Raw genomic sequence first — 26170 nt, forward strand, 5'->3', positions numbered from 1 at the left:
GGTCAGGCCGCGTCACCGGAGGCCCGTGGCCGGGGGATGTGCGGTCGGAACCGGTCGCGCAGATGATGTGTGCGTTCCTCTGCCCGCCGGCGCTCGGCGACATAGCGGTCTATGTGCTCCATCGTGATTTCCGATGCGTCGGACAGGCCGTACGCGCGGCAGATGAGTTGTACGACGCTCACGCGGCGGGGGTTCGAGCCGTTGCCGGGGCCGGAGTTGGGCTCCATGGCATTCTCCGATCCAGTGATATGCCGGATATTTCCTTGAAAGGGAGAATGCTCCACCGTGTCCCGCCATACGCATCGGATCACGTCTGCCCACACCAAAGGGTGTCCGGGGGAACGTATGTGCCGACGCGTCATCAAGCCATTTCCGGGCACCGCGCGTCAGGGCGGTACGCGGAAGGTCCCGGCCGCCAAATCCCGTCGCGAAACCGGCCCTTCGGACAAGGCGCCATGTTCGTCACCGGCGATGTGAGGGTGTGGCGCCTGGCCGGATAAGGTTCATCCCCGTTGCGGACATCGTGGCCGTCGTGCCGAAGTGGCGGGCCTTTTTGAGTCGGGGGACCCAGTAGTGGTGAACAGTGCGGGCGGATCCGGAATCTTCCAGCCGCTGGAAGGTGACGATCCGCGGGCGATCGCGGGCTACCGCCTCACGGCGCGGCTCGGCTCCGGTGGCATGGGGAAGGTCTATCTCTCCTACACGCCCGGCGGGCGGCCGGTGGCCATCAAGGTGATCCGCCCCGAGTTCAGCGAAGACGCGGAGTTCCGCCGCCGCTTCAAGCAGGAGGTGCAGTCCGCGCAGCGCGTGCAGGGCCTGTTCACCGCGCCGGTCATCGACAGCGACGCCGAAGGCCCCAGCCCCTGGCTCGCCACCGCGTACGTACCCGGCCCCTCGCTCGCCGCGGCGGTCGCCGGGCACGGCAAGCTGCCGGTGCCGACCGTGCTGCTGCTGGTCGCCGGGATCGCCGAGGCGCTGCAGGTCATCCATGGCGCGGGCATCGTGCACCGCGATCTGAAGCCGTCCAACGTGCTGCTGGCCGCCGACGGCCCGCGCGTCATCGACTTCGGTATCGCCCGCGCCGCCGACGCCACGTCCCTGACCAGCAGCGGCGTCACCGTCGGCACCCCCACCTTCATGGCGCCCGAGCAGGCCGCGGGCAGCACCATCAGCCCCGCCACCGATGTCTTCGCGCTCGGCCAGGTCGCCGCCTACGCGGCCATAGGCACCCCGGCGTTCGGTGAGGGCACCTCGCACGGAGTGCTCTACCGCATCGTCCACGAGGAGCCGGATCTGACCGGACTCCCCGACGAGCTGCGGGAGTTGGTGACCCGCTGTCTGTCCAAGGAGGCGTCGGACCGGCCCTCCGTAGCCGAGGTGATCGCGCTGTGCGGCGCGGCCTCCGGCCAGACGCAGCTGCGCCGCCCCGAGGAGTGGCTGCCCACCGCCGTCGCCGCCGACATCACCACACGGGCCGCCGCGCCCGCGCCCGCACAGACGCCGCCGCCCCCGCTGGAGGCGCCCACCGCGGCCGCTCTGGCCCAGCCGCCGAACCCGCCCGCCCCGTCGCCGGGCCGGCCGACGCAGCCGCCGGCCCCGCCCACGGCGCCGGTCGCACCGGTGCCGACCGAGCTGAGCCACCCGCAGACCCCGCCGCCCGGCTTCGGCCCGGCGGCCTACGCGCCGACCGTCGCCGGGACCGGCGCGCCGACGGCCACCGGACCGACCGCCGCAGTACCGACCGCCGCCGTACCGATGGCCACCGGACCGGCGGTGACCGGCCCGACCTCCGCCGTGCCCGCCCCGCAGCCGCCGAAGAAGAAGCGCAAGGGGCTGATCGCGGTCCTGGCCGTGGTCTGTCTGCTGGCCTTCGCGGGCGCCGGCGGCGCCCTCGTCTACACCTTCATGAAGGGCGAGGGCCAGAAGAAGGGCAACCAGTCCGCCGGCGGCAGCAAGACGGCGAACAAGGACTCCTCGCCGACGCCCACCGGGGACCCGACCGCGAGCCCCGGTGACGGCGGGAGCGGCGCCCCGGTGAAGGACCCGACCCCGGTCGACTACAAGACCATCAACCTGCCCGACGACTACCACATTTCGCTGTCCGACGAGCCGGTCCACCCGACCGACTCCGACAACGACACGGACATCGACTTCTCGTACACGGACAACTCCTACACGGACGACGAGGTCGACACCGAGACCGGCAAGCTGGTGCTGCTCAACGCCGGCCAGGAGGGCACGCTCGCCACCTGCCGCAACGAGACCCGGTTCACCGACAGCATCCTGACCAAGCGGCTCTCCAAGGGCGCGCAGATGTGCCTCACCACCAAGTACGGCCATGTCGCGCTGATCACCTTCAAGGGCTATGCCCCGAAGACGGACCCCAGCAGCTACATGACCATCGACGTCCGGGTCTGGCGCAACGCGGTGGAGCCCGAGCAGGAGTCCTGAGACGGGTTGGCTGCGCCTGGCGGGGTGGGTGCGCTGAGCGGCTCTCGGGGGGGCCTCGGGGGCTCAGCGTGCCGTCGGGGGCCCTGTGCGCGCCGTCGGGCGGCCGCCTGCGTACCCCGCTTGCCTGGGCGCTCCCGGCTTCCCCGCCTCGCCACCTCCTCCCCCACCCCGTTAGGGGTGGGCACCTGCGTCACTACACCCGCCCACCCCCCGAAGGGGGGTGGGCGGCGGGGGAAAAAACCTAACGACTTGGTGCGCGAAGGGCGACGTCGCCGGCCATAAGTCAGCACAACGGAAGGGGCGGCGCCGGAATCCTCCGGTGCCGCCCCTTCCGGCTGTCTGTCTACGTGCTCAGGAGCCCGACATGGCATCCCCGAACATGGGGTCATCCCCCGAGTTCCCGATGCCGACGGACGACGCACCGAAACTCACCGCGCCGGTGCCCGTGACGCCTCCGTTGGAGCCGCGCAGGACCCACACGGCGCCGTCGTCGCTGTTCTCGCCGCCCGCGCCCACCGACAGATCGGCGCGGCCGTCCTTGTTGTGGTCGGCGAGGTGGATGGCGTCGCCGAACATGTCCGACGACTCGTTGGCGCCCGGGACACCCGAGGTGTCCTGGTTGAAGGACTGGGCGCCGGTCCCCGTCAGGCCGGAGGCGCCGCCGCGCAGCACCCAGACGTTGCCGGCGTGGGTCGCGGAGCCGATGGTCTCGAAGTTCGCGCCGACGGCGAGGTCCGGGTAGCCGTCACCGTTGACGTCGCCCGCGGCGAGTGTGCCACCGAACGAGTCGTCGGACTCGTCCGCTCCCGGCACGCCCGCGGTGTCCTGGCTGAAGACGGCGCTGCGAGTGGTGTCGACGCCCGCCGCACCGCCGTAGAACACGGTGGCGTAGCCACCCTTCGCCGTCTGGTCCGTGACGGAGACGAAGTCGGTGCCGACGACCAGGTCGTCGTGCCCGTCGCGGTCGAAGTCCGCCACGGTGAGCGCGCCCGCGTACCCCGTGCCCGCCTCGGTCTGCAGAGTGGGCCCGGTCGAGGCGCCCCGGTAGACGAAGTTGCCCGCGGAGGACCCCACCACCACGTCGTCCGTCCTGTCGTTGTCGAAGTCCCCGGCGGCCAGCTGGACGGCGCCCTTGGGGTAAGCGCCGGACTCGATCTGCGCGTCGAAGCGCAGCTTCCCGGCCGCGCCGCCGGACTTGGTGAAGCCGCCCTTGAAGATCCACACGTCCTTGCCGGTGGAACCGACCGCCAGATCGGCCTTCCCGTCACCGGTGAAGTCGCCGACCGCGAGGGACTGGCCGAACCGGTCGTGGCCCGACGCGTTCGGGTCGCTGATCGTCGTGCCGCCTGACAGGCCGGACGAGCCGCCCCACAGGATGGTGACCGAACCGCCGTCGACGTCGCCGCTGACGTCCTCCAGCGGTGTGCCCACGACGAGATCGCCGTAGCCGTCGTTGTTGAGGTCACCGTGCGCGAGTTCGGTGCCGAAGCGGTCGGAGGTCTCCGAGGCGCCCGGCACGCCGGAGGAACTCTGCGATGTGGTCTTGTGGCGCGCGGCGCTGATACCGCTCGACGAGCCGTAGTTGACGACCACGGCGCCCGCCTTCGCCTTCCCGCCCGCGACAGCACCCGGGGCGCCGGTCGCCAGATCGCGGTAGCCGTCACCGTTGAAGTCGTCGGCGAGGCCCGACGCGGCGGCGCTCGCGCCGCCGGGCAGCGTGATGAGCAGGCCACCGGCCAGTGCGGCCGCGACGGCGGTGGCGCCCAGGACGACGGGACGCCGGGAACGCTTGTGATGGGGCCGGGACATGAGTTCCTCTCCAGGACATACGTGCGGACTCGGAGATGACCTCTGGTGAGCCTGAAGGGTTGTACGGGAAAGGGGGCCGGCCGCGGAGGAGGGCCGGCGGCGTGAACGCCGAGGTCACGACCGTCGGCGCGCGCCAGGGGCCGGCCCGGACCATGGGCTGGTGTTCCGATGAAGGACGCGCCGCCCAAGGAGGTCACCGCCTGGGAGGCCGAGCGCCACCAGCAGTCTTCGGAACGCATCTGCGTGGAGCACGCGAACGCCGAGCACAAGCAATGGCGAACTCTCCAACGCTTCCTCGGACGCCGCGAGTACTTCGATGAGAGCTACCGAGCCGTCGCCGGCCTGATCTCCGACCGCACCGCCGAAAGATGATCACCCACCAGCCGACCCGCCAGGCCGGCACGCCCCGACCTCAATCGCGCACCACGCCCTAAGGAGCCGTCAGGCATGGGCCACGCCCACCGGATTCACTCGGTGATCCGGTTTTTTCGCTCTCCGTATGGCGCGATCAGCGCAGAGTGGCGTTAACTGGCCCGCATTGTGGAACGGGCAACGGCTTTGGAGGACGCCGTCGTTGTGGAACAGCTGCAGAGGGACAGACGAGTGACCGGGGTCGAGGGCGACCCACGGGTCCAGGAATTGCGCGGGGCAGTGGCCCGGCTGCGCCGCCAACTGGCCGTACTTCCAGGGGAGTTACCGGATCGGGTGGCCGCCGATGATGAGCTGGCCGCATTGGACGCGATGGTGAGCCACGGGATGCCCGAGGTGCCCCGGCTGCGCCGTTCGCTCCTGCTGATTGCCGGGGCGGTCGGATCGGTGAGCGCGCTGTCACCCGCGCTGGCAGAGGTGCGCGAGGGTATCGACCGTTTCGGCGAGCTGCCGCGCGCTTGGTGACCACCACCGCGCAGCCCGGACCGGAGTCCGGCGCACCGGTGCGCTGACCGGCTCGCGAGCCGGTTGGTTGCGCGCCGCGGCAGAGTCGTGTGCGGACCAGCCCCGTACGCTGCCTGCCCGTCCGCGAAGGGCCGTACGCCGCCCGCGCGCCCCCGAAGGAGCCATTGCGGGCTGCCTGCCCGCCCGCGAGCCGTACGCCGCCCCCCCCAGCCCGCGAGGAGGGCCCGTACGCCACCCGCCCCCGAAGGCCCCGCCCCGTCCCGCTACGCCGGCGTCTGATTCGCGAGGGCCACCGACAGCTGCGCCGCGACGTCCTGCAGGACCGGCACGATCTTGTCCGTTGAGGCCTCGGTGACCCGGCCCGTCGGGCCGGAGATGGAGATCGCCGCCGAGGTGGGGGAGTTGGGCACCGGCACCGCCAGGCAGCGGACACCGATCTCCTGCTCGTTGTCGTCGACCGCGTAGCCGAGGCGGCGGACGTCGGCGAGCGCTTCGAGGAAGCGGTCCGGGTCGGTGATCGTCTTCTCGGTCGCGGCGGGCATGCCCGTACGGCCGAGCAGCGCGCGGACCTCCTCCGGGGGATGGTTCGACAGCAGGGCCTTGCCCACGCCGGTGGAGTGCGGCAGCACCCGGCGTCCGACCTCGGTGAACATCCGTACCGCGTGCCGGGACGGGACCTGGGCGACATAGACGATCTCGTCGCCGTCGAGCAGCGCCATGTTGGCCGTCTCGCCGGTCTCCTCGACCAGGCGGGCCAGGAACGGCCGGGCCCACGTGCCCAGCAGCCGTGAGGAGCTCTCGCCGAGCCGGATCAGACGGGGGCCCAGCGCATAGCGGCGGTTGGGCTGCTGGCGGACGTAGCCGCAGGCGACGAGCGTGCGCATCAGGCGGTGGATGGTGGGGAGGGGCAGCCCGCTGCTGGTGGACAGCTCGCTCAGGCCGACCTCGCCACCGGCGTCGGCCATCCGCTCCAGCAGGTCGAAGGCGCGCTCGAGGGACTGGACGCCGCCGCTGGCGCCTGGCTTGGCTTCGGCGGCGGAGGTGCTGGCGCTGGACGACGGCACGGAGCGTTCCTTTCGGGGCGGGGCTGATCGGTCTCGGCTGGCACGTGCGGGCGCCGGGCCCGACCGGAGAAGCCTACCGGTCCCCGTACGCCCGCACATGGACTCTCGCACACTCGTTCCCACCGGTCAGGCTTGCTTTGTCCCACGGAGTGAACCGCCGGGCGCACACCTAGCCGCGATCTCTTGACGGTGCCAGTGGCCATAGCTACGTTCTGCTGCGCGAAACATACTGTCCATTCTGTGGAATCCTCCAAATCGCTGGAGCGTCATGCGCATTCTCGTCATGAACCCGAACACCACGGCTTCCATGACCGCTTCGATCCGCGCCACCGCCACCGCAGCCGCCGCCCCGGGCACCGAGATCATCGCCACCGAACCCCTGTGGGGGCCGGAGTCGATCGAGGGCCACTTCGAGGGCTATCTCAGCGCCGCGGCCGTACTGGACCGGCTCGCCACCCTCGACCTGGCCTTTGACGCGCTGGTCATGGCCGGATTCGGCGAACCGGGCCGGGAGGGTGCCCAGGAACTGCTGGACGTACCCGTCCTGGACATCACCGAGAGCGCCGCCCAGATGGCGATGATGCTCGGCCACGCCTACGGCATCGTCACCACCCTCGACCGTGCCGTACCGCAGATACAGGACCGGCTGCTGACCGCGGGACTGCTGCAGCGCTGTGCCGCGGTCCGGGGCACCGGGCTCGGCGTCCTGGAGCTGGAGGAGGACGCGGAGCGCACCGTCGAGGTGATCATCGAGACCGCTCGTGACGCCGTCCGGGCCGGTGCCGAGGTGATCTGTCTGGGCTGCGGCGGGATGGCCGGGCTCCAGGAGAAGGTCGCCGCGGCGCTGGGGGTACCGGTGGTGGACGGTGTCGCCGCGGCGGTGAAGTTCGCGGAGGCGGTCGTCGGCCTCGGGCTGACCACCAGTGCGGGCCGCAGCTTCGCGCCGCCCCGCCCCAAGGTCATCGGCTCCTGGCCGCTGAGCGCCCATCTGTCCCCGGGGCGCGCTCAGGGCTCCCCACGCCCCACTGAATTTTCCGCACAGACATCAGGCATCTGACAACTGACCCCCTAAGCTCCACCCAACCTGCCTGGGAGGACACGTGTCCACACCCCCGAAGCCCCCGCAGCCGGACCCACGTCTCTTCAACGAGGACCTCGCCCCGGCCCCCGAGCGCAAATGGGGCACGTACAGCATCTTCGCGCTGTGGATGTCCGACACCCACGCGATCAGCAATTACGCCTTCGCCTCCAGCCTGTTCGTGCTGGGCCTGCCCGCCTGGGAGGTGTTCGTCGCGCTGCTGGCCGGCATCTCGATCGTCTACTGGCTGATGAACCGCATGGGGCACGCCGGGCACCGGACCGGTGTGCCCTATCCGGTGCTCGCCCGCGCGAGCTGGGGCGTCTACGGCGCCAACATCCCGGCGCTGCTGCGCGCCGTCATGGCCGTGGCCTGGTACGGCATCCAGACCTGGCTGGCCTCGACCGCCGTGGTCCTGCTGACCCTGCAGCTAGCGCCGGGCCTGGAGGTCTACCACCACAACTCGGTGCTGGGGCTGTCCACCCTGGGCTGGATCGCGTTCATGGTGATGTGGGGGCTGCAGGCCGTCCTGCTGACCCGCGGGATGGAGTTCATCCGCAAGGTCCAGGACTTCGCGACCGGACCGGTGGTCTGGCTCGTGGTCCTCGCGCTCGCGGTGTACCTCGTCGTCAAGGCCGGCGGTGACATCTCGCTGACCCGCAGCCTCACCGGCCTCAGCGGCTCCGCGCAGCTCGAACAGAGCCTCATCGCGGTCAGTCTGACCGTGGCCACCTTCTTGACCCTGGTCCTCAACTACGCGGACTTCGCCCGCTTCACGCCCGACCACCGCTCCTACCGGCGCGGCAACCTGATCGGGCTGCCGGTGAACTTCACCGCCTTCGCGATGGTCGCCGTGCTGGTCACCGCGGGCACCATCTCCGTCTTCGGCGAGGCGATCTACGACCCGGTGAAGGTGATCCAGAAGATCGACAACCCGGTGGTCACCGTCGTCGGCGCGCTGTCCTTCATCGTCGCCACCATCGGCATCAATGTCGTCGCCAACTTCGTCTCGCCCGCCTACGACTTCGCCAATCTCGCGCCGAAGTATCTGAACTTCAAGCGCGGCGGCATGATCACCGCGGTGCTGGCCATCGTCGTCATGCCCTGGAAGCTGTACTCCTCGGCGCTGGTGATCCAGTACTTCCTGGGGGCCCTCGGCGCCTTCCTCGGGCCGCTGGTGGCGATTCTGCTCGTCGACTACTACCTGGTGCGCCGGGGCCGGATCGATGTCGATGCGCTGTTCTCGGCCGATGCCCGGGGGGCGTACTTCTACCGCCGGGGCTACAACCCGAAGGCCGTGATCGCCTTCCTTCCGGCGGCCGCGGTCTCCGCCGCGCTCGCCCTGGTCCCGGCCTTCGACGTGGTGGCGCCGTTCTCCTGGATCTTCGGAATGGGGCTCGCCGGTGCGCTCTACGTCCTGGTCTCGGGCCGTGACCGGTCCGCCGCAATCGCCGCACCGGTGCCGGACGAGATCATCCCGTCGCAGGTCAGCGCCGCCGTGGCGACGGATCCTGCGGCCTCCGAGGGGGCCGGGGCGGTCGTCGTGCCGGTCCCGGCCGAGGGGTCTTGACGGGCCGGGGTCCGGAGTGAAGACTCATTCAACAGACTGTTGAAACCGCATGTCACTCCGGCGTGCGCGACGCGCTCCGGGTGCGCGGCCACTTCGGCGGCCGTGCACCCCACGCGCCCGCACGCCACGATGAAAACAGCTACGAGGAGGGGACCGGGTGTCCGAAACAGAGCTGGTGCTGCGCTCCAGGCGCGTCGTCACCCCGCAGGGGACGCGCGCCGCGTCCGTCGCCGTCCAGGACGGCAGGATCACCGCGGTGCTGCCGTACGACGACCCGGCTCCGGCCGGGGCGCGGGTCGAGGACCTCGGTGACGACGTCCTGCTGCCCGGCCTCGTCGACACCCACGTCCACGTCAACGACCCGGGCCGCACCGAGTGGGAGGGCTTCTGGACGGCCACCCGCGCGGCCGCGGCCGGCGGGATCACCACCCTCGTGGACATGCCGCTCAACAGCCTCCCGCCCACCACCACGGCCGCCCACCTCGACACCAAGCGCGCGGTCGCCCGCAGCAAGGCGCATATCGACGTCGGCTTCTGGGGCGGCGCCATCCCCGGCAACGTCAAGGACCTGCGCCCGCTGCACGACGCCGGGGTCTTCGGCTTCAAATGCTTTCTGTCGCCGTCCGGTGTGGACGAGTTCCCCGAGGTCGACCAGGAACAACTGGCCGCCGCCCTCGGCGAGATCGCGGGCTTCGACGGCCTGCTGATCGTGCACGCCGAGGACCCGGGCCACCTGGAGGCGGCGCCCGAGCCGCATGGCCCCAAGTACGCCGACTTCCTCGCCTCCCGCCCGCGCATCTCCGAGAACGACGCCATCGCCGGGCTGATCGTGCTCGCCCAGCGCCTCGACGCGCGGGTCCACGTCCTGCATCTGTCCTCCAGCGACGCACTGCCGCTGATCGCCGCCGCCAAGCGCGAGGGCGTCCGGATCACCGTCGAGTCGTGCCCGCACTTCCTGACCCTGACCGCCGAGGAAGTCCCGGACGGCGCAACGGAGTTCAAGTGCTGCCCGCCGATCCGTGAGGCCGCCAACCAGGACGCGCTGTGGGAGGGGCTGGCCGACGGCACCATCGACTGCATCGTCTCCGACCACTCGCCGTCCACCGCCGACCTCAAGACCGCGGACTTCGGCGCGGCCTGGGGCGGTATCTCCTCCCTCCAGCTCGGCCTGCCCGCCATCTGGACCGAGGCCCGCGAGCGCGGCCACACCCTCGACGACGTGGTGCGCTGGATGGCCACCGCACCGGCGGCGCTGGTCGGCCTCGACCGGAAGGGCGCCATCGAGCCCGGCCGGGACGCGGACTTCACGGTCCTCGCCCCCGAGGAGACCTTCACCGTCGACCCGCAGGCCCTCCAGCACCGCAACAAGATCACCGCATACGCCGGCAAGACCCTGTACGGCGTCGTCCGGTCCACCTGGCTGCGCGGCCGCCGGATCAACGACGGCACCACCCTCGCCGAGCCCACCGGCGAGCTGCTCGAACGGCCGCACCGCGCATGACCGCCGCCGGCCTTCCCCGCTACACCGGCGACGCCGCCCCGTACCGAGGCGGCGACCCGTACGCCGACTACCGCACCCCCGGCCCTGACGGCTTCCCCTTCACCCAGCTCCCCGACCTGGCCGACCGGCGGCTGGGCGCGGGCGTCATCGCGGCGAACGACGAGTTCTTCGCCGAGCGGGAGAACCTCCTCACGCCCGGCCCCGCCCGCTTCGACCCCGAGGCCTTCGGCCACAAGGGCAAGATCATGGACGGCTGGGAGACCCGCAGACGGCGCGGCACCGACGGCGACCACCCGTTCCCGGCGGACGAGGACCACGACTGGGCGCTGATCCGGCTCGGCGCCCCCGGCGTGATCCACGGCATCGTCGTCGACACCGCCCACTTCCGCGGCAACTACCCGCAGTCCGTCAGCGTCGAGGGCACCTGCGTCGAGGGCTCCCCGTCACCGGCCGGACTCCTCGCCGACGGGGTGACCTGGACGCCCCTCGTCCCGCGGACCCCCATCGGCGGCCACGCCGCCAACGGCTTCCTCGTCGATACCGGCCGCCGCTTCACCCATCTGCGCCTCAACCAGCATCCCGACGGCGGTGTCGCCCGCCTCCGGGTCCACGGAGAGGTCGTCCCGGCGCCGGACTGGCTCGCCGCGCTGGGCACCTTCGATGTCGCCGCGCTGGAGAACGGCGGCCGGGTCGAGGACGCCTCGGACCGCTTCTACTCCCCACCCGCCCACACCATCCAGCCGGGCCGCTCCCGCACGATGGACGAGGGCTGGGAGACCCGGCGTCGCCGCGGCACCGGCAACGACTGGGTCCGTTACCGCCTCACCGAGCGCTCCGTGATCCGCGCGGTGGAGATCGACACCGGCTGCCTCAAGGGCAACTCGGCGGGCTGGGCGGCCCTGTTCGGCCGCGACGGCGAGGGCGGCGACTGGACCGAACTGCTGCCCCGCACGCGCCTGCAGCCCGACACCGTGCACCGCTTCCTGCCGGCCGGGGCGCCGCCCGTCACCCACGTCCGGATCGACATCTTCCCCGACGGCGGCATCGCCCGGCTGCGCCTGCACGGCTCACTCACCGCGGACGGTATGCGCCGCCTGGCCGCGCGCCACGAGGAGCTGAGCGGCTGACCACGACGGGTCCGGCGGTTCTGATGGGATGTCAGAAGTGCCGGGCGGTCACCCCGGCCGGAGGGGATGGGCGGCACCGGCCGGGGAACCCGCGCGCCCGTCCCAGCGGCTCACTCCCCGACGGAGTTCCAGAACATGAGCTCGTACGACTGGAGCAGACGGCCGTAGCGATGCGCCGTGGCCGGCTGCGCCTGGCCGGTGTCGAGGCCGTGCTGCACCGCCTCGCGCGCCTTCTCGTCGACGGCCGGCGCCGGCTCGGCGAAGAACCCGAAGAAGCCACGGGCCGCTTCGGGAAAGCCGTAGTGGTCCCGCATCGCCGCCGCGACGACCGCGCAATAGCCGCCCCAGGCGGCGAAGTTGGCGGTCAGCGCGATCGCCACATCGGACGGCTCGCCGCCCAGCGCGAGCCGCGCCGCATAGGACGGGTACGCCTGACAGCCGGGCCGCGGCTGGTACTCCGCGATCTCCCGCTCGCTCAGCCCACAGGCGTCCGCCAGCCCGGCCAGCTGCTTCAGCGCCCGCGTCTCACCCTGGGCGAGCAGATCGAAGAAGTCGGCGACGGGCGGGTCACCGTCCGCCCGACGCGCCAGATGCTGGAAGCTGAGGCGGTCGGAGGCGATCACCTGGTGCTGTTCGAGGGCGAAGGTGGCGAACACGGAGCGCGGCGCCGCACCCGCCTCGATCTGCGAGACCAGCCGGTTGGCGGCGGAGTCCGGGGTGAGCGCGCGGACCGCGTCGTCCAGCACGGCGGCCGCGGTCGGGCGAGGGGCGTCGGGAGCGGTTCGGGCCATGGGTCGGTCTCCTCCTGGGCGAGGGCGGCGGCCAGCACCTCAGATTAGGGCGCGGGGCGGGGCCGCGGGGGAGATGGCGCGACGCCGCCGGGTGGACGCCACCCCATCGCGCACGGGAGACGCGGCACACCGCCGGGCGTGCCGCGTCCTCCGTGCACCGGGCGGGGGCGGCGCGGCCCCACCCCCGGTGCAGCAAGCGCCCCTCAGTGCACCACCACCTCATTGACCTCGGGCGCCGCCGTCCCCTCACGCCACGTCAGCCGGACGCCCTCGACCGGGCCATCGCCCGCCGCGAGCCGCGTATAGGCGCCGGACAGCGTGCCGAGCGTGCGCCAGGCACCGCCCGTACGGACCTCGACCTTCGCCGCCCCGGCCGGCGCGCCCTGCGGCCGCAGCACGACCACGGAGTGCGCCGCACGGGGCGCCTCGGGAGTGAACTCCAGCGCCTCACCGGGCTGCGCCGCCCGCGCCGCGCGGTAGACGGTCGCCGGATCACCGTCAGCCGCCGACCGCAGCGCGCTGCCCTCCGTCGCGGGCGGGCCTCCGGCCACCGTCACCGCTTCGGCCCCGGCCACCGCGAACTCCCGCACCACCAGCCAGTTGTCCTGCGCCTGGGTGGCCCGGGCGCGGACGTACCGGGCCCGGGCCCCGGCCGGCGGCTCGACCCGCACCTCGGCCTTCCCGTCGAACGCGGCCAGTTTTTGCCAGGTCTTGTGGTCCGACGAGTACTCCAGGACGCCGTGCCGCAGATAGTCGTCCGGGCTGCCGCTCTTGCCCATCGCCAGGGTGACCGTGCCCAGTGGGGCGCTCGGCCCGCAGATCCAGTGCCACGGAGGAACCGGCCTTGGGCGCCGCGCCGCTCCAGAAGTACGTGGCGTCATCACCGTCGGTCATACGGGAGACCGCGTTGTCCTGGTAGACGGAGAGATCCGTCGACGCCTTGGGGCGGCCGGTGACGCCCAGCGCCCGGTCGTGCGCGGCCACCGCGTCCTCGACGAAGGTGTCCAGCACCCCGTCCGCCACCAGGACCGGAATCCTCTTCCCGGCCATGTCCACGTACACGAACGACCTGGCCTTCTTCACCAACTCCGGTATCTGCTGCCGCAGTTGCCAGGCCTGCGCGCCGTTGCCCGCCTTGGTCGCCTCGATCAGCTGCAGTGCCGTACGCGCCGCGACACCCCAGGCCCGGGTCGCGTCCAGCCACGGCTCGCTGTCCTGTACGAAGCCCCGGTCGGCGAGCCGGTCGCGCAGCACCGCCGGAGCGTCCTGCAGGTTCCGCAGCACCGCATCGAGCCGCCGCGCCTCGCCGTCCTTGCCGAACTCCTCGATGGCGGCGGCCAGTTCGGGCGCCTGCCGCGGGTTGAGCGACGAGGAGTAATGGGCGTCCGCGAAGGCCCGCAGCGCCCGTGCCGTACGGGCGTCACCGCCCGCCAGCTCCTCGATCGCCCCGCCCCAGGACGTCCGGGCGTCGTACGCCGAGTCGTTCCACGCGTAGTCCGCGACCGTGTACAGCGCGAGCTTGGACGCCGCGGGCTGGATCATCGGGTTCGCGGTGATCCCGGCCAGCTGCCCCGGCAGCCCCTTCTCCCGGCCGTTGAACGGCCCGAGCAGCAGCCGGTTGGTCACATAGTCATTGACCGGGTAGTTGTCCCACGTCAGGATTTGGTGCCCGAAGACCTCCCGGGCCTGCCGGGCCTGGGCGACGGTCATCGTCGGCGCGATCACCCCCACCCCCGTCCACTCCACCAGCACCTCCTTGTCCAGCTGGGTGGCCAGCGCCTTCTTGTACGGCGACGGCTTCACGTCGTAGTACTCGGTCGGCACCATCTGCAGCGGCTCGGCGCCCGGATGCCCGGCGATGAACTCCTGGTTGACGCGGTTGAGCAGATGCGCCTGCGCGGCACCCGCCGCCCCGCCGCCGGTCCCGAACCGGTCCTTGTCCGCCGCACAGTTCCAGTCCGTGTAGCTGATGTCGTCCAACGGCACCGCGAAGGTCCGCACACCGATGTCCCACAAGGTCTCGAACTTGGCGGTCAGCGCCCGGAGATCCGCGTCGGAGCCGTAGCAGACGGACAGCCCCGGGGAGAGCGCATAGGTGAACTCCACATGCCGCTCGCGCGCCCGGTCCACCAGCTCCTTGATCTGCGCCAGCTGCTCCGCGGGGTACGGGTCCCGCCACTTCTCCCGCAGATAGGCGTCGTCCTTCGGCGAGTACACATAGATGTTCATCTTGTGCGCGCCGTAGAAGTCGAGCTGGTCGAGCCGGGCCCGGTGCGACCACGGGGTGCCGTAGAACCCCTCGATGACGCCGCGCAGCGGGGTGGCCGGCCAGTCCCGTACGACGGTGCCCGGCACCTGGGCGCCCGGCCGCTCGCGCTGCGGCAGCAGCTGCCGCAGCGACTGCGCGGCGTAGTACGTGCCGTTGGCGTCCTTCCCGGACAGCGCGATCCGCCCCTTGCCGACGGCCAGCGCATAGCCCTCGGCGGGCAGCCCCCCGGGGCCCCGCGCGCCCAGCTCCGTCAGCGCCCGTGCCGCGTCCGCACCGTCCACATACACCGTCAACTGCGGGCCGTCCGGCTGCGGGCCGTCCGGCGCCCGCCCGGCCCGCACGACCCGCTGCGCACCGGCGTCCTTCAGCGACTTCTCGACGACGTCCAGCGCCGGCGCATCGGCGCGCGGCCCGGCGACGATGGTCACGGACGGAGTGACGGTGACCCGGTCGGACCGGCCGTGGACGGACCGGGGCGTGGGCGAGAGGGCACGGGAGGCGGAGCCTTCGGGGCTGTCCCGGGCGCCGTCCCGCCCCGCCTTCCCTCCCGCGCCCGGCGGCCCGGCCATGCCCGTCAGGGGGAGCACGGCCAAGGCCATGGCCAACGCGGTGGCCGCCGCGGTGCGCTTACGGTGCATCCTTCGGTCCTCCTCGGTGCAGCGAGGTTCAGGGACGAGGGTCGTGCGACCTCTTCGCGCCAGCAGGCTTCACCTGGCCACCACACCGGGGCAATGGACTTTCGGGCCGAAGGGATGGACGTTGCCGCTCCCCGGAGCACCCGCGGGGCGCCCCCTACCGGGAATTCGCGGCGATCACCACAAGGCTCATCATCGCCAGCAGCACATGCGTCGCAATGACATAGATGAACACCCGCACATACAGCCCGCGGGGCGGCTTGTTCTCGACGTACTTCCGCGCGGGCACCGCCTCGGACAGCGGTTCCGACGGCGGGGGAGTGGCAGGAATGGTCTGATCGGGCACGACGTGGGTCCTTCCCTCAAGAACGGTGCCGAGGGCTCACAGCCCGCGGCGCCTCGTGTCGTCGCCGAGGCACAGCTCGGCGGCCCCGCTCTGCAGCAGCGTGTGGACGAACAGCAGCTCCACCCCGCCCGGCGAGGCGGCGGCGATACGGTGCGGGGTCAGCGAGTCGAAGTGCGCCGCGTCCCCCGGCTCCAGCACCTGTACGGCCGCACCGAGCGTCAGCCGCAGCCGCCCCTTCAGGACGTACAGCCACTCCTCGCCCGGATGGACCCGCACCAGATCGCCCTGCGCCCGCTCCGGCACCCGCACCCGCAGCGCCTGCATCGCCCGCCCGGCACCGCCCACGGTCCAGTACGTCCAGCCGCCGGCCTCCGACGCCTCCGCCCGCCCGGCCCGCACGATCGGGTCCCGCTCCGGAGCGGTCTCGCCGAGCAGCTCGGATACCGTGGTGCCATAGGTACGGGCCAGCGCCAGCAGCATCGGCAGCGAAGGCTGGCGCTGATCGGTCTCCAGCCGCGACAGATGCGCAGGCGAGAGCCCCACCAGCCGGGCCGCGGCCTCCAGCGTGAGACCACTGCGTCGCCGCAGGTCACGCAGGCGCGGCGCAACGGTGGACAGCTCGTCCGGCGGACCGCCGGCGGGCTCGTCGGGGAGCTCGGTCATATCCCCGGTATAGCGAGCTTTCACCTCTCGGGCAAAAGATTTGCCTCAGAGGCAAAAGCGCCCCCTCGCGCCGGGGCGGGGATGCCGCCCGGGCGGGCGGGCCGTCCGAAGCGCACGGGGACGCCGGGCGAGTAGAGCACGCTCGCCGGTGTCCCGCACGGCTCGGGCAGGCCCGCGGCCGTCACCAGGTTCTCGTGGCACTCGATCAGCTCGGCGCGGTGCAGTGGCCACCTCGGGTGGGTGTTCGGCAGATACATCGGCCGCCCGAAGAAGCTGCTGTGCATGCCCCAGCGTGCGGTCAGGAAGTGTTCGAGCGCGGTGGGCTCCTCGATCTCTTCGCCGAGCCGTATCGTCAGCCTGCTGTGGGCGCCGCGCGGTCCGGGCCAGCGGCGGCGGCTGTGGTAGCTGATGGTGTCGGCGCTGCGGCTGATGCTCATGCGGGACCACAGATACGGCAGTCGGAGAAAGGTCCGTGCGATCGCCACGGGGATGAGGCGGGAGGCGTCGAGCGAGCGGAAGACCACGCCTCGGCGCCCGGAGGCATCCACGGTGTAGAGGCGCACGTTCGTCTCCGGGAAGCTGCCCAGATACGGCACGCCGGGCAGCCGGAACCATCCGACGCGGTGCATGCGGAAAGCGACCAGGCCGACGTAGGTGGCGCCGTCGAGCGTATCGGGGACCGTACCTGCGGGCAGGAGCGGCGTGATGTCGGCGGGGTCGACGGCCCAGTGCACAAAGGCCAGATCCAGCCACGACTGAGTGAGGAGAGGGCGCGGCGTCGTGTGCACGGGGGCCGGCGTTATGGGTTCCGGGGCGAGGGGCGTAGGCGGCACTGCGGCAGGATCGCACACCCCCCTGTGCGGCTCTGAGGGTGTGGCCGCGATATGCGGAAATGTGCGGCAGTTGGTGGGGCGGTCTTGTGAACTCCCGGAAAACTTCCGCCCGTTGGCATTGACAGGATCATGTCTACGCGCGTCATTCTGGAGGGCATGAGAATCCCCCCACGGATCACCAGGTTCGGCGCCGTCGGCGCCCTCGCTTCGGCCCTTCTCATCGGCGGGACCGCTGTCACCGCCACCCCTGCCGTCGCCTCGACGCACACGGCCACCTCGTACGCCGCGACGGCGCATGTGGCGTCCGTGCACGTCCAGGACGTCGGCAAGGTCTGCTACTCCAAGCTGCCTTCGCAGGCCCATGACACCCTCGATCTGATCGAGAAGGGTGGGCCCTACCCGTATCCGAAGGACGGCACGGTCTTCGACAACCGGGAGGGCATCCTCCCGTCCCAGGGCACCGGCTACTACCACGAGTTCACCGTCATCACTCCCGGCTCGCCCGACCGCGGTGCGCGACGCATCGTGACCGGCGAGAAGAAGGAGGAGGACTACTACACCGCCGACCACTACAAGACGTTCGATCTCGTCGACCGAGGCTGCTGAGGCCGGCCGGACCGACGGGCCGTCGGCCGACCGGCAGACGGCCGGGCAGGTGAGCGGCCGGCCGGATGTCAGGGCACCGGCCGGCCGTCAGGACAACGGAACAGCAGGGGGAGCGGGCCGAGTGGGCCCGTGACCCGGAACCCGCGGCGGCCGGGGTGTACACGCACCCCGGCCGCCGCCGTGCGTGCGCGCTGGATGCCCGCGCTGTGCGCCCCCTCCCACCTCCCTCTTCTCCCCATTCTCGGCAGAAGGGGCGCACGGGGCGCACCCCCGAGAGAGGATTGTCAGTGGCTCCCGGTAGCGTTTCGGTGAAAACGAGGAGCGGGCGGGCATCGGCGGAAAAAGACCATGTGCGGTCAGCTGCTGCGGCACGCCCCGGAAAGTGCCGTATCCGCTGAAGGCCATGGCGAGGCGGCATGGAGCGTCGGAGACAAGGAAGGACGGCGAACTGCCGTGTATCGCTGGGAAATCACCCGGGCCGCACTGGCGCAGCGTGTTTTCGCCATCGTCCGGAGCCGGACCTATGACGAGGCCAGCGCCACCGCCGACACCCTGCTGTCGGCGGGCATCACCAGCCTGGAGATATCCCTCACCACCCCCTTCGCCCTGGAAGCGGTCACCACCCTCACCCGGGAGCTGGGCGACGACGCGGTCATCGGCGCCGGCACGGTCCTTGACGCGGCATCGGCCCGGATGGCGGTCGACGCGGGCGCCCGTTTCCTGGTCTCGCCGAGCCTGGACGCCGAGGTCATCCGTACGGGCCACCGCTATGGCGTCCCGGTCTTCCCCGGGGTGTCGACGCCGACCGAGATGGTCCGCGGTCTGGAGCTCGGGGCGGACGCGCTCAAGCTGTTCCCCGCCTCGGCACACGACCCGTCCTGGCTGGCGGAGGTGCGTGCCTCACTGCCGCAGGTACCGCTGCTGCCGACGGGCGGGGTGACGGTCGACAGCGCGCCGGAGTGGATCGCCGCGGGCGCCGTGGCTGTCGGTATGGGCGCGGCGCTCTCCGACGGCGACCGTGACACCGTTGCCAAGCGCGCCGCCGATCTGCTCACCCGCCTTGAGGACGCCGCCCCGGACCGTCCGACGATCCGGGGTGCCGCGGACTTCTGAGAGGACGGACGGCGCGTCCGGTGCGGAGACTGACGGTGCGTCGGTGCGCCGCCTTCCCGGCCCCTGACCGGCCGTCCCACTGGCCGGTCAAGGGGTTCACCCGCACCCCGGGCTCTGCCACCCTGAGCGCTTCGATCATGCGACCACGCCGCCGCGTACCGGAGTCACAGGAGCCCCCATGAAGCGCGCCGCCACCCTCTCCGCCCTCGCCTGTCTGCTCGCCGTCACCGCCGCCGCCCCGGCGGCCTCGGACACCCCCACCGCGGCACGAGGAGCCACCACCGCCTCCACGGGGAAGCAGTCGGCCCTCGACACCGTCCCCCGGCGCAAGGTACTGCGCGTCTGCACCACCGGTGACTACCGTCCCTTCAGCCACCTCGACCCCGCGACCGGCACGTACAGCGGTGTGGACATCAAGATGGCCGGGGATCTCGCCAAGAGCCTCGGTGCCAGGCCGCGTTATGTGGCCACGACCTGGGCCGGGCTCGTTGGCGATCTGTCGGCCGGCCGCTGCGACATCGCCATGGGCGGAGTCTCGGTCACCCTCCCGCGCGCCCGCTCCGTGTACTTCAGCGAACCCACCCGCACCGACGGCAAGACGCCCATCGTGCGCTGCACGGACAAGGACAAGTACCGGACCCTGTCGCAGATCGACCGGCCCGGCACGCGCGTCATCGTCAACCCGGGCGGCACCAACGAGGAATTCGCCCGCGCCCATCTCCACCGGGCAGCCCTCACGGTCCATCCGGACAACACCACGATCTTCGACGAGATCATCGCGGGCCGCGCCGATGTGATGATGACCGACGCCAGCGAGACCCGCTACCAGGCCAAGATCCACCCCGAACTCTGCTCGCTCCACCCGGACAAGCCCTTCTCCTTCTCCGAGAAGGCCTACGCACTGCCCCGCGGCGACGATGAGTTCAAGGCGTATGTGGACCAGTGGGTACACCTGGCCACGCACGACGGCACGTACCGGAAGTACGAGGACGCATGGATGAAGTAGCGGGCCGGTGGCGGCCCGCCGTTTTGGAGAGTCGGCTCTAATGTCGGTCGGACTTTCCGGCACACGGCACACGGCATACGGCACACGGCGAGAGGCGGAGGACGAGATGGCCGGTTCGGGGCGGACGAGTGCGGAGTTCGATCTTGCGGCGGCGCAACAGGCCCTGGCGGCCCAGCCGTTCAGCAGGCTGGTGCAGGCGCGGATCACCGAGTTCGGGGGTGGTGCGGCCACGCTGGAGATCGATATCCGCGAGGAACTCCAGCAGCAGCACGGGTTCGTGCACGGCGGGGTGCTGTCGTACGCCGCCGACAACACCCTCACCTTCGCCGCCGCCACGGCCCTGGGCGCCGCCATCGTCACCGGCGGCTTCTCCATCCAGTACGTGCGTCCGGCGCGCGGCCGCACGCTGCGCGCCCGCGCCCAGGTCGTCCAGGCCGGGCGCCGGCAGGCCGTGTGCCGCTGCGAGCTGACCGTGCTCGACGAGGAGGGGGCGGAGAGCGTGTGCGCGGTGGCGCAGGGGACGGCGATGCCGCTCAACGGGCCGGCGGGCGGCGGTGGTGAGGGGTAGCCGGTGCGCGGCGGCTCAGCCGTCGGTGCCGGCGTCGGCGGCCGCGGTGTTCCCGGTGCCGGGCGCCGGTGCGCGGTGACTGAGGACGTTGACGACCCGGCCGTTCGGGTCCTCGACGAAGAAACGGCGGACGCCCCATTCCTCGTCCTGGAGCGGCCGGACGATCCGCGCCCCGGAGGCCAGGACGGCGGCGTGGACCGCGTCCACGTCGTCGACCTCGATGCTCAGGTCGGGAGTGACGGGGGCGGTCTTGTCGTGGGTCATGAAGATGAGCTGGGCCGTGGGGTTGGCGGGGGAGGCGAGGGTCATGACCCAGCCCAGGTTCATGACCTCCTCGAACCCCAGCAGGCCGTAGAACGTGCGGTTTCCGTCCAGGTCGTCGGAGTGGATGTCGGGGACGACGCGGCGTACGGGCATGGGCGCTCCTTCGGGACGTGCGGGCGGTCGGGCACGGGCGGGAGGGCCCGGTCCGGTGTGCGGTCACGGCCGGCCTCGGCAACGTACTCCGATGTACGGCAAGACCTCCTGAGCCCGCGCCCGGATTCCCGGCCGGGCGGGCAACGGATGGCCCCCGTCACCCACCTTGTCCGGACAATGTGACCTCCGGACTTCCCGTCATCTGCCGGGGCGGATACGCTCGCGAGCGTGGGGAAACGCGAGACAGAACAAGCCCTGGGCGCCGACGGCCCCGTCCAGTTCAGCGTGGACCGGAGCAGTCCGGTCCCGTTGTATTTCCAGCTGTCCCAGCAGCTGGAGGCCGCGATCGAGCACGGCCGGCTGGCTCCCGGCAGCCTGCTCGGCAATGAGATCGAGCTGGCCGGCCGGCTGGGCCTGTCCCGGCCGACGGTGCGGCAGGCGATCCAGTCGCTGGTCGACAAGGGCCTGCTGGTGCGCCGCCGCGGTATCGGCACCCAGGTCGTCCACAGCCAGGTCAAGCGCCCGCTGGAGCTGAGCAGCCTCTACGACGACCTGGAGGCGGCCGGGCAGAAGCCGGCCACCCGGGTGCTGCTCAACACCACCACCGAGGCCGACGCCGAGGTCGCCGCCGCCCTGGGGATCGCCGAGGGGGCGGAGGTCGCGCTGGTCGAGCGGCTGCGGCTGGCCCATGGGGAGCCCGTCGCGCATCTGCGCAACCACCTCCCCGCCGGGCTGATCGCGCTGAGGACCGCCGAGCTGGAGGAGACCGGTCTCTACCGCCTGATGCGGTCGGCCGGGATCACCCTGCACAGTGCCCGTCAGGCCGTCGGGGCCCGTGCCGCGACCGTCGAGGAGGGCGAGCGGCTCGATGAGCCCGAGGGCGCCCCGCTGCTCACGATGCAGCGGACGACCTTCGACGACACCGGGCGCGCGGTCGAATTCGGCTCGCACGTCTATCGCGCGTCGCGTTACGCCTTCGAGTTCCAGCTGCTGGTACGGCCCTGAGCGGAGCGGGCGGGCCCCACCGCCCCGAGAGCCGCCGGACCGGTCATCGCGTCCCCCTGAGCACGGCCGGACGGGCTTTATCGCCCGGAATATCCCGTTATGCAGGGCCCGCGAGACCCCACTTCGTCAGAATGTTCTGACAAACCATTGACGTGGCTCCGCGCGCGCCGTTACAAACTCCTCCAACCGCATTCCGGCGGCCGGGAGAAAAGGCGGTCCCACGATGATCGGCGTGCGTACGACTGGCTCCTTCACTGTCCGCAGCGTCGCTGTGCGCGGCGCAGCCGCCTTACTGGCGACCGTCGCACTGGCCACCGGGTGCAGTGCCACCGGCGGCCAGGACGCCTCCGGCGACGACGCCGATACCCCGCGCATGACCATCGGCATGGTCAGCCACTCCGGCGACGGCGACACCTTCTGGGACATCGTGCAGAACGGCGCCCAGCAGGCCGCCGCCAAGGACAAGGTGAAGTTCCTGTACGCCCACGACAAGGAGGGCGGCCAGCAGGCCGCGCTGATCCAGTCGTACATCGACCAGAAGGTGGACGGGCTGATCGTCACCCTCGCCAAGCCCCAGGCCGTCAAGGCGGTCGTCCGCAAGGCCGTGGCGCGGGGCATCCCCGTCATCACCGTCAACTCCGGTGGCGAGTTCTCCGCGGCGTACGGGGCGCTCACCCACATCGGGCAGGACGAGTCGGTGGCCGGCCGCGCGGTCGGCGACGAGCTGAACGCGCGGCGGGCGAAGAAGGTGCTCTGCGTCATCCACGAACAGGGCAATGTGTCGCTGGAGGACCGCTGCGCCGGCGTCCGCAAGGCCTTCCGCGGAACGGTCGAGAACATCGACGTGGACGGCACCAACGCACCGAACTCGCAGTCCTCGATCGAGGCCAAGCTCCAGTCCGACAAGTCCCTCGACGCGATCGTCACGCTCGGTGCGCCGATGGCGGCGATCTCGCTCAAGGCCAAGGAGGAGGCGGGCAGCCGGGCGCAGATCGCGACCTTCGACCTGAACTCCGCCGTCGTCAAGCTGCTCAAGGCCAAGGACCTCAGTTTTGCCGTCGACCAGCAGCCCTTCCTCCAGGGCTACGAGGCCGTGGATCTGCTCTGGCTCCACAAGACCAACGCCGATGTCCTCGGCGGCGGCAAACCGGTGCTCACCGGGCCCGCGCTGGTCACCGAGAAGGACGTACCGAAGCTCACCGAGTACACCGGGCGAGGCACCCGGTGAAGCCACACGGAAGACGGGACCCCATGAACCGGGACAGATCACCGGTCACGGATACTTGGCCGGTCGGTCCCGGCCGGCCGGGACCGATGCACCACACCACACAGCGGCCGGCCGGGCCGGCCGGACAGCGAATACAACCAACGCAGCCGACACGGCAAGATCAGCGGGAAGGGCGAGTCCTCGTGGCACGGGTTCGGAGAAGGGGACGCGTCATAGGCGCCGTGCTGGCGGCGGCGCTGGGCGCCTCCCTGGCGGGGTGCAGCAGCACCGGAGGGCTGCGCGCCGAGCAGGAGCGCGCCGCGAAGGCCGCCGGCGGCAAGGCCGCGGTGAACACCCCCAGGTGGACGTTTGCGATGGTCACCCACTCGGGAGACGGCGACACCTTCTGGGACATCGTGCAGAACGGCGCCCAGCAGGCCGCCGTCAAGGACAACATCAAGTTCGTCTACGGGCACGACAAGGAGGCCCAGCGGCAGAGCCAGCTGGTGCAGTCCTACATCGACCAGAAGGTCGACGGGCTGATCGTCTCGCTGGCCAAGCCCAACGCCATGAAGGACGTCGTCGCCAAGGCCCGGAAGGCCGGCATCCCGGTGATCACGGTGAACTCCGGCGCCGAGGAGTCCAAGGCGTTCGGTGCGCTCAGCCACATCGGGCAGGACGAGACGGTGGCGGGCGAGGCGGTCGGCGAGGAGCTGAACAAGCGCGACCGCAAGAAGGCCCTGTGCGTTCTGCACGAGCAGGGCAACGTGGGCCATGAGCAGCGCTGCGACGGCGCCGAGAAGACCTTCAAGGGTGATCTGCAGAAGCTGTATGTCGAGGGCACCAACATGCCCGATGTGCAGTCCTCCATCGAGTCCAAGCTCCAGTCGGACAGTGCCATCGACGCCGTCGTCACGCTCGGCGCGCCCTTCGCCCCCACCGCCGTCAAGGCCAGGGAGCAGGCCGGCAGCAAGGCCGAGATCGACACCTTCGACCTCAATGCCCAGGTCGCGACCGGCCTGAAGGACGGCACCCTCGGCTTCGCCGTCGACCAGCAGCCCTACCTCCAGGGCTACGAGGCCATCGACCTGCTGTGGCTCTACAAGTACAACTCCGACGTCCTCGGCGGCGGCAAGCCGGTGCTCACCGGACCCCAGGTGATCACCAAGAAGGACGCCGCGGCACTGCAGGAGTACACGAAGCGGGGGACCCGATGAGCCACACGGACGCCCCACCGCTGCAGCCCGCCGGCCCGTCCGAGAGCGGAGGCGACGAACGGCTGCTGCACCGCTCCCTGGCCCGCCGGCTGATGGGCCGCCCCGAACTGGGCTCCGTCGTCGGTGCCGCCGCGGTCTTCCTCTTCTTCTCGATCGCCGCCGAGCCGTTCCTGCGGGCCGCCAGCCTCTCCACCGTGCTCTATGCGTCCTCGACGATCGGCATCATGGCGGTGCCGGTGGCACTGCTGATGATCGGCGGCGAATTCGATCTGTCGGCCGGTGTCATGGTCGTCAGCTCGGCGCTGATCTCGTCGATGTTCAGCTACCAGATGACGGCCAACACCTGGGTGGGTGTCGGGGTGTCGCTGCTGGTCACCCTCGCCATCGGCGCGTTCAACGGCACCCTGCTGACCCGTACTAAACTGCCCAGCTTCATCATCACGCTCGGCACCTTCTTCATGCTGACCGGCCTCAACCTCGGCTTCACCAAGCTGATCAGCGGCACCGTCTCGACGAAGACCATCGCCGACATGGAGGGCTTCGAGTCGGCCCGCACGCTCTTCGCCTCGCATCTGACCCTGGGCAGCGTGGACATCCAGGTCACCATCCTGTGGTGGCTGGCGCTGGTCGCGGTCGCCACCTGGATCCTGCTGCGGACCCGCGTCGGCAACTGGATCTTCGCGGTGGGCGGCAACGCCGACGCCGCACGGGCCGTGGGTGTCCCGGTCACCAAGACCAAGATCGGCCTCTACATGGGCGTCGCCTTCGCCGCCTGGGTCTCCGGACAGCATCTGCTGTTCTCGTACGACGCGATCCAGTCCGGCGACGGCGTCGGCAACGAGTTCCTGTACATCATCGCCGCGGCGGTCGGCGGCTGTCTGATGACCGGCGGCTTCGGCTCCGCGATCGGTGCCGCCGTCGGCGCCTTCATCTTCGGCATGGCCAGCAAGGGCATCGTCTACGCGCAGTGGAATCCGGACTGGTACAAGTTCTTCCTCGGCGCGATGCTGCTGCTCGCCACACTCCTGAACGCATGGGTCCGCAAGCGGGCGGAGGAAAAGGCATGACAGCGCTGGTCGAGCTGACCGAGGTCAGCAAGTACTACGGGAACGTCCGGGCCCTGGAAGGCGTCTCGCTGGAGGTGCACGCGGGTGAGATCTCCTGTGTGCTCGGCGACAACGGCGCCGGCAAGTCCACCCTCATCAAAATCATCGCGGGGCTGCACCGGCACGACGCCGGCTCCTTCACCATCGACGGTGAGGAGACCACCCTCTCCTCACCGCGCGAGGCCCTGGACCGCGGTATCGCCACCGTCTACCAGGACCTGGCCGTCGTCCCCCTCATGCCGGTGTGGCGGAACTTCTTCCTCGGCTCCGAGCCGACCACCGGCGCCGGCCCCTTCAAGCGGCTCGATGTCCACACGATGCGCGAGACCACCCGCAGCGAGCTGCTGCGGATGGGCATCGACCTGCGCGATGTCGACCAGCCCATCGGCACCCTCTCGGGCGGCGAACGGCAGTGCGTCGCCATCGCCCGCGCCGTCTACTTCGGTGCCAAGGTCCTCGTCCTGGACGAGCCGACCGCGGCGCTCGGCGTCAAACAGTCCGGTGTCGTCCTCAAGTACGTCGCGGCCGCCCGGGACGCCGGGCTCGGCGTGGTGTTGATCACCCACAATCCGCACCATGCCTATCTCGTCGGCGACCGCTTCGTGCTGCTCAAACGGGGCACGATGGCCGGCAGCCACGCCAAGTCGGAGATCGCCCTGGAAGAGCTGACCCGTCAAATGGCGGGCGGCAGCGAGCTGGAACAGCTCAGCCACGAGCTGGCCCGCACCGCGACCCCGGAATTCCCCGGAGGTCACCGGCCCGAGTGATCTCCACCGCGCCCCGCGCAGGCCGCCCGGCCGCGCGGGGCTCGTTACTCTCCGTCGCGGTGCGCGGAACGGTGCGGGTGATGCACAATCGCAGCGAACCAGCACATCGAGGCCCCGGCCTCCCGAG

Annotated in this window: 24 protein-coding genes and 1 pseudogene; 16 read left to right on the forward strand and 9 right to left on the reverse strand. The window is 71.1% G+C overall.

The window, feature by feature from the left end; genetic code table 11:
• Positions 1–2 precede the first annotated feature (2 nt).
• Entirely contained in the window at positions 3–227 is a 225-nt protein-coding gene (locus tag NUT86_RS32190) for a hypothetical protein (protein WP_274738781.1), read from the reverse strand.
• Between the two features lie 346 nt (positions 228–573).
• Here NUT86_RS32190 and NUT86_RS32195 point away from each other — a divergent pair, with 346 nt between their 5' ends.
• Positions 574–2451 carry a serine/threonine protein kinase gene (locus tag NUT86_RS32195; protein WP_274738783.1) on the forward strand — a complete coding sequence of 626 codons (1878 nt, stop codon included), beginning with the start codon at positions 574–576 and terminating at the stop codon, positions 2449–2451.
• A gap of 351 nt (positions 2452–2802) precedes the next feature.
• On the opposite strand, the gene NUT86_RS32200 is transcribed toward NUT86_RS32195, so the two are convergent.
• Positions 2803–4260 (reverse strand): FG-GAP-like repeat-containing protein, encoded by a 1458-nt coding sequence (locus NUT86_RS32200; RefSeq protein WP_274738785.1) that lies wholly within the window; start codon positions 4258–4260, stop codon positions 2803–2805.
• 168 nt (positions 4261–4428) lie between these two features.
• Here NUT86_RS32200 and NUT86_RS32205 point away from each other — a divergent pair, with 168 nt between their 5' ends.
• Positions 4429–4632, forward strand: a complete 204-nt coding sequence (locus NUT86_RS32205; protein WP_274738787.1) for a hypothetical protein — start codon at positions 4429–4431, stop codon at positions 4630–4632.
• 231 nt (positions 4633–4863) lie between these two features.
• The gene (locus tag NUT86_RS32210) at positions 4864–5154 is read left to right on the forward strand and encodes a DUF5955 family protein (RefSeq protein ID WP_026170205.1); all 291 of its coding nucleotides are present in this window, start codon (positions 4864–4866) and stop codon (positions 5152–5154) included.
• Positions 5155–5417: 263 nt separating this feature from the next.
• Here the strand turns inward: NUT86_RS32210 and NUT86_RS32215 are convergent, their stop codons facing one another.
• A complete protein-coding gene (locus NUT86_RS32215) occupies positions 5418–6218 on the reverse strand; it encodes an IclR family transcriptional regulator (RefSeq protein WP_018092806.1) in 801 nt (266 codons plus the stop codon).
• 268 nt (positions 6219–6486) lie between these two features.
• Here NUT86_RS32215 and NUT86_RS32220 point away from each other — a divergent pair, with 268 nt between their 5' ends.
• The 4 genes from NUT86_RS32220 (at position 6487) to alc (ending at position 11494) form a co-directional block, all read left to right on the forward strand.
• Complete coding sequence (locus NUT86_RS32220; RefSeq protein ID WP_159485386.1) at positions 6487–7275, forward strand: aspartate/glutamate racemase family protein; 789 nt, start codon at positions 6487–6489, stop codon at positions 7273–7275.
• A 43-nt stretch (positions 7276–7318) separates the two neighbouring features.
• The gene (locus tag NUT86_RS32225; protein WP_159485384.1) at positions 7319–8866 is read left to right on the forward strand and encodes an NCS1 family nucleobase:cation symporter-1; all 1548 of its coding nucleotides are present in this window, start codon (positions 7319–7321) and stop codon (positions 8864–8866) included.
• 157 nt (positions 8867–9023) lie between these two features.
• A complete protein-coding gene (gene allB, locus NUT86_RS32230; RefSeq protein WP_274738791.1) occupies positions 9024–10367 on the forward strand; it encodes an allantoinase AllB in 1344 nt (447 codons plus the stop codon).
• A complete protein-coding gene (gene alc / locus NUT86_RS32235) occupies positions 10364–11494 on the forward strand; it encodes an allantoicase (protein WP_274738793.1) in 1131 nt (376 codons plus the stop codon). The genes allB and alc overlap by 4 nt, the downstream gene beginning before the upstream one ends.
• 110 nt (positions 11495–11604) lie before the next feature.
• On the opposite strand, the gene NUT86_RS32240 is transcribed toward alc, so the two are convergent.
• The 5 genes and pseudogenes from NUT86_RS32240 to NUT86_RS32260 all read right to left on the reverse strand — a co-directional run bounded on the left by NUT86_RS32240 (position 11605) and on the right by NUT86_RS32260 (position 17031).
• A complete protein-coding gene (locus NUT86_RS32240) occupies positions 11605–12285 on the reverse strand; it encodes a transcriptional regulator (protein WP_159485378.1) in 681 nt (226 codons plus the stop codon).
• Positions 12286–12488: 203 nt separating this feature from the next.
• Positions 12489–15192 (reverse strand): annotated as a pseudogene (locus NUT86_RS32245) (beta-N-acetylglucosaminidase domain-containing protein).
• A 154-nt stretch (positions 15193–15346) separates the two neighbouring features.
• Complete coding sequence (locus tag NUT86_RS32250) at positions 15347–15535, reverse strand: DUF6126 family protein (protein WP_018092813.1); 189 nt, start codon at positions 15533–15535, stop codon at positions 15347–15349.
• A 36-nt stretch (positions 15536–15571) separates the two neighbouring features.
• Positions 15572–16198: a helix-turn-helix domain-containing protein gene (locus NUT86_RS32255; RefSeq protein ID WP_109893790.1), complete on the reverse strand. Its 627-nt coding sequence runs from the start codon at positions 16196–16198 to the stop codon at positions 15572–15574.
• Between the two features lie 20 nt (positions 16199–16218).
• Entirely contained in the window at positions 16219–17031 is an 813-nt protein-coding gene (locus tag NUT86_RS32260) for a YqjF family protein (protein WP_446750793.1), read from the reverse strand.
• A gap of 156 nt (positions 17032–17187) precedes the next feature.
• On the opposite strand from NUT86_RS32260, the gene NUT86_RS32265 reads away from it, so the two are divergent.
• From NUT86_RS32265 to NUT86_RS32280, 4 genes are all read left to right on the forward strand, one after another.
• Positions 17188–17637 carry a ribonuclease domain-containing protein gene (locus NUT86_RS32265; protein WP_159485372.1) on the forward strand — a complete coding sequence of 150 codons (450 nt, stop codon included), beginning with the start codon at positions 17188–17190 and terminating at the stop codon, positions 17635–17637.
• 453 nt (positions 17638–18090) lie between these two features.
• Positions 18091–18750 carry a bifunctional 4-hydroxy-2-oxoglutarate aldolase/2-dehydro-3-deoxy-phosphogluconate aldolase gene (locus tag NUT86_RS32270; RefSeq protein WP_274738799.1) on the forward strand — a complete coding sequence of 220 codons (660 nt, stop codon included), beginning with the start codon at positions 18091–18093 and terminating at the stop codon, positions 18748–18750.
• A gap of 178 nt (positions 18751–18928) precedes the next feature.
• Entirely contained in the window at positions 18929–19756 is an 828-nt protein-coding gene (locus NUT86_RS32275; RefSeq protein ID WP_159485370.1) for a transporter substrate-binding domain-containing protein, read from the forward strand.
• A gap of 106 nt (positions 19757–19862) precedes the next feature.
• On the forward strand, positions 19863–20324 hold the full coding sequence (locus NUT86_RS32280) for a PaaI family thioesterase (protein ID WP_274740689.1): 462 nt from the start codon (positions 19863–19865) through the stop codon (positions 20322–20324).
• 15 nt (positions 20325–20339) lie between these two features.
• Here the strand turns inward: NUT86_RS32280 and NUT86_RS32285 are convergent, their stop codons facing one another.
• The gene (locus NUT86_RS32285) at positions 20340–20741 is read right to left on the reverse strand and encodes a VOC family protein (protein WP_018092820.1); all 402 of its coding nucleotides are present in this window, start codon (positions 20739–20741) and stop codon (positions 20340–20342) included.
• Between the two features lie 228 nt (positions 20742–20969).
• Here NUT86_RS32285 and NUT86_RS32290 point away from each other — a divergent pair, with 228 nt between their 5' ends.
• The 5 genes from NUT86_RS32290 (at position 20970) to NUT86_RS32310 (ending at position 26043) form a co-directional block, all read left to right on the forward strand.
• A complete protein-coding gene (locus tag NUT86_RS32290; protein WP_018092821.1) occupies positions 20970–21746 on the forward strand; it encodes a GntR family transcriptional regulator in 777 nt (258 codons plus the stop codon).
• A 223-nt stretch (positions 21747–21969) separates the two neighbouring features.
• A complete protein-coding gene (locus NUT86_RS32295) occupies positions 21970–22974 on the forward strand; it encodes a sugar ABC transporter substrate-binding protein (protein ID WP_274738801.1) in 1005 nt (334 codons plus the stop codon).
• A gap of 182 nt (positions 22975–23156) precedes the next feature.
• Positions 23157–24170 (forward strand): sugar ABC transporter substrate-binding protein, encoded by a 1014-nt coding sequence (locus NUT86_RS32300; protein WP_274738803.1) that lies wholly within the window; start codon positions 23157–23159, stop codon positions 24168–24170.
• Positions 24167–25237, forward strand: a complete 1071-nt coding sequence (locus NUT86_RS32305) for an ABC transporter permease (protein ID WP_274738805.1) — start codon at positions 24167–24169, stop codon at positions 25235–25237. The genes NUT86_RS32300 and NUT86_RS32305 overlap by 4 nt, the downstream gene beginning before the upstream one ends.
• Positions 25234–26043 (forward strand): ATP-binding cassette domain-containing protein, encoded by an 810-nt coding sequence (locus NUT86_RS32310; protein WP_018092825.1) that lies wholly within the window; start codon positions 25234–25236, stop codon positions 26041–26043. Before NUT86_RS32305 ends, NUT86_RS32310 begins: the two co-directional genes overlap by 4 nt.
• Positions 26044–26170: the final 127 nt, after the last annotated feature.

Source organism: Streptomyces sp. G7(2002), from assembly GCF_028870195.1.
Lineage (GTDB): Bacteria > Actinomycetota > Actinomycetes > Streptomycetales > Streptomycetaceae > Streptomyces > Streptomyces nigrescens.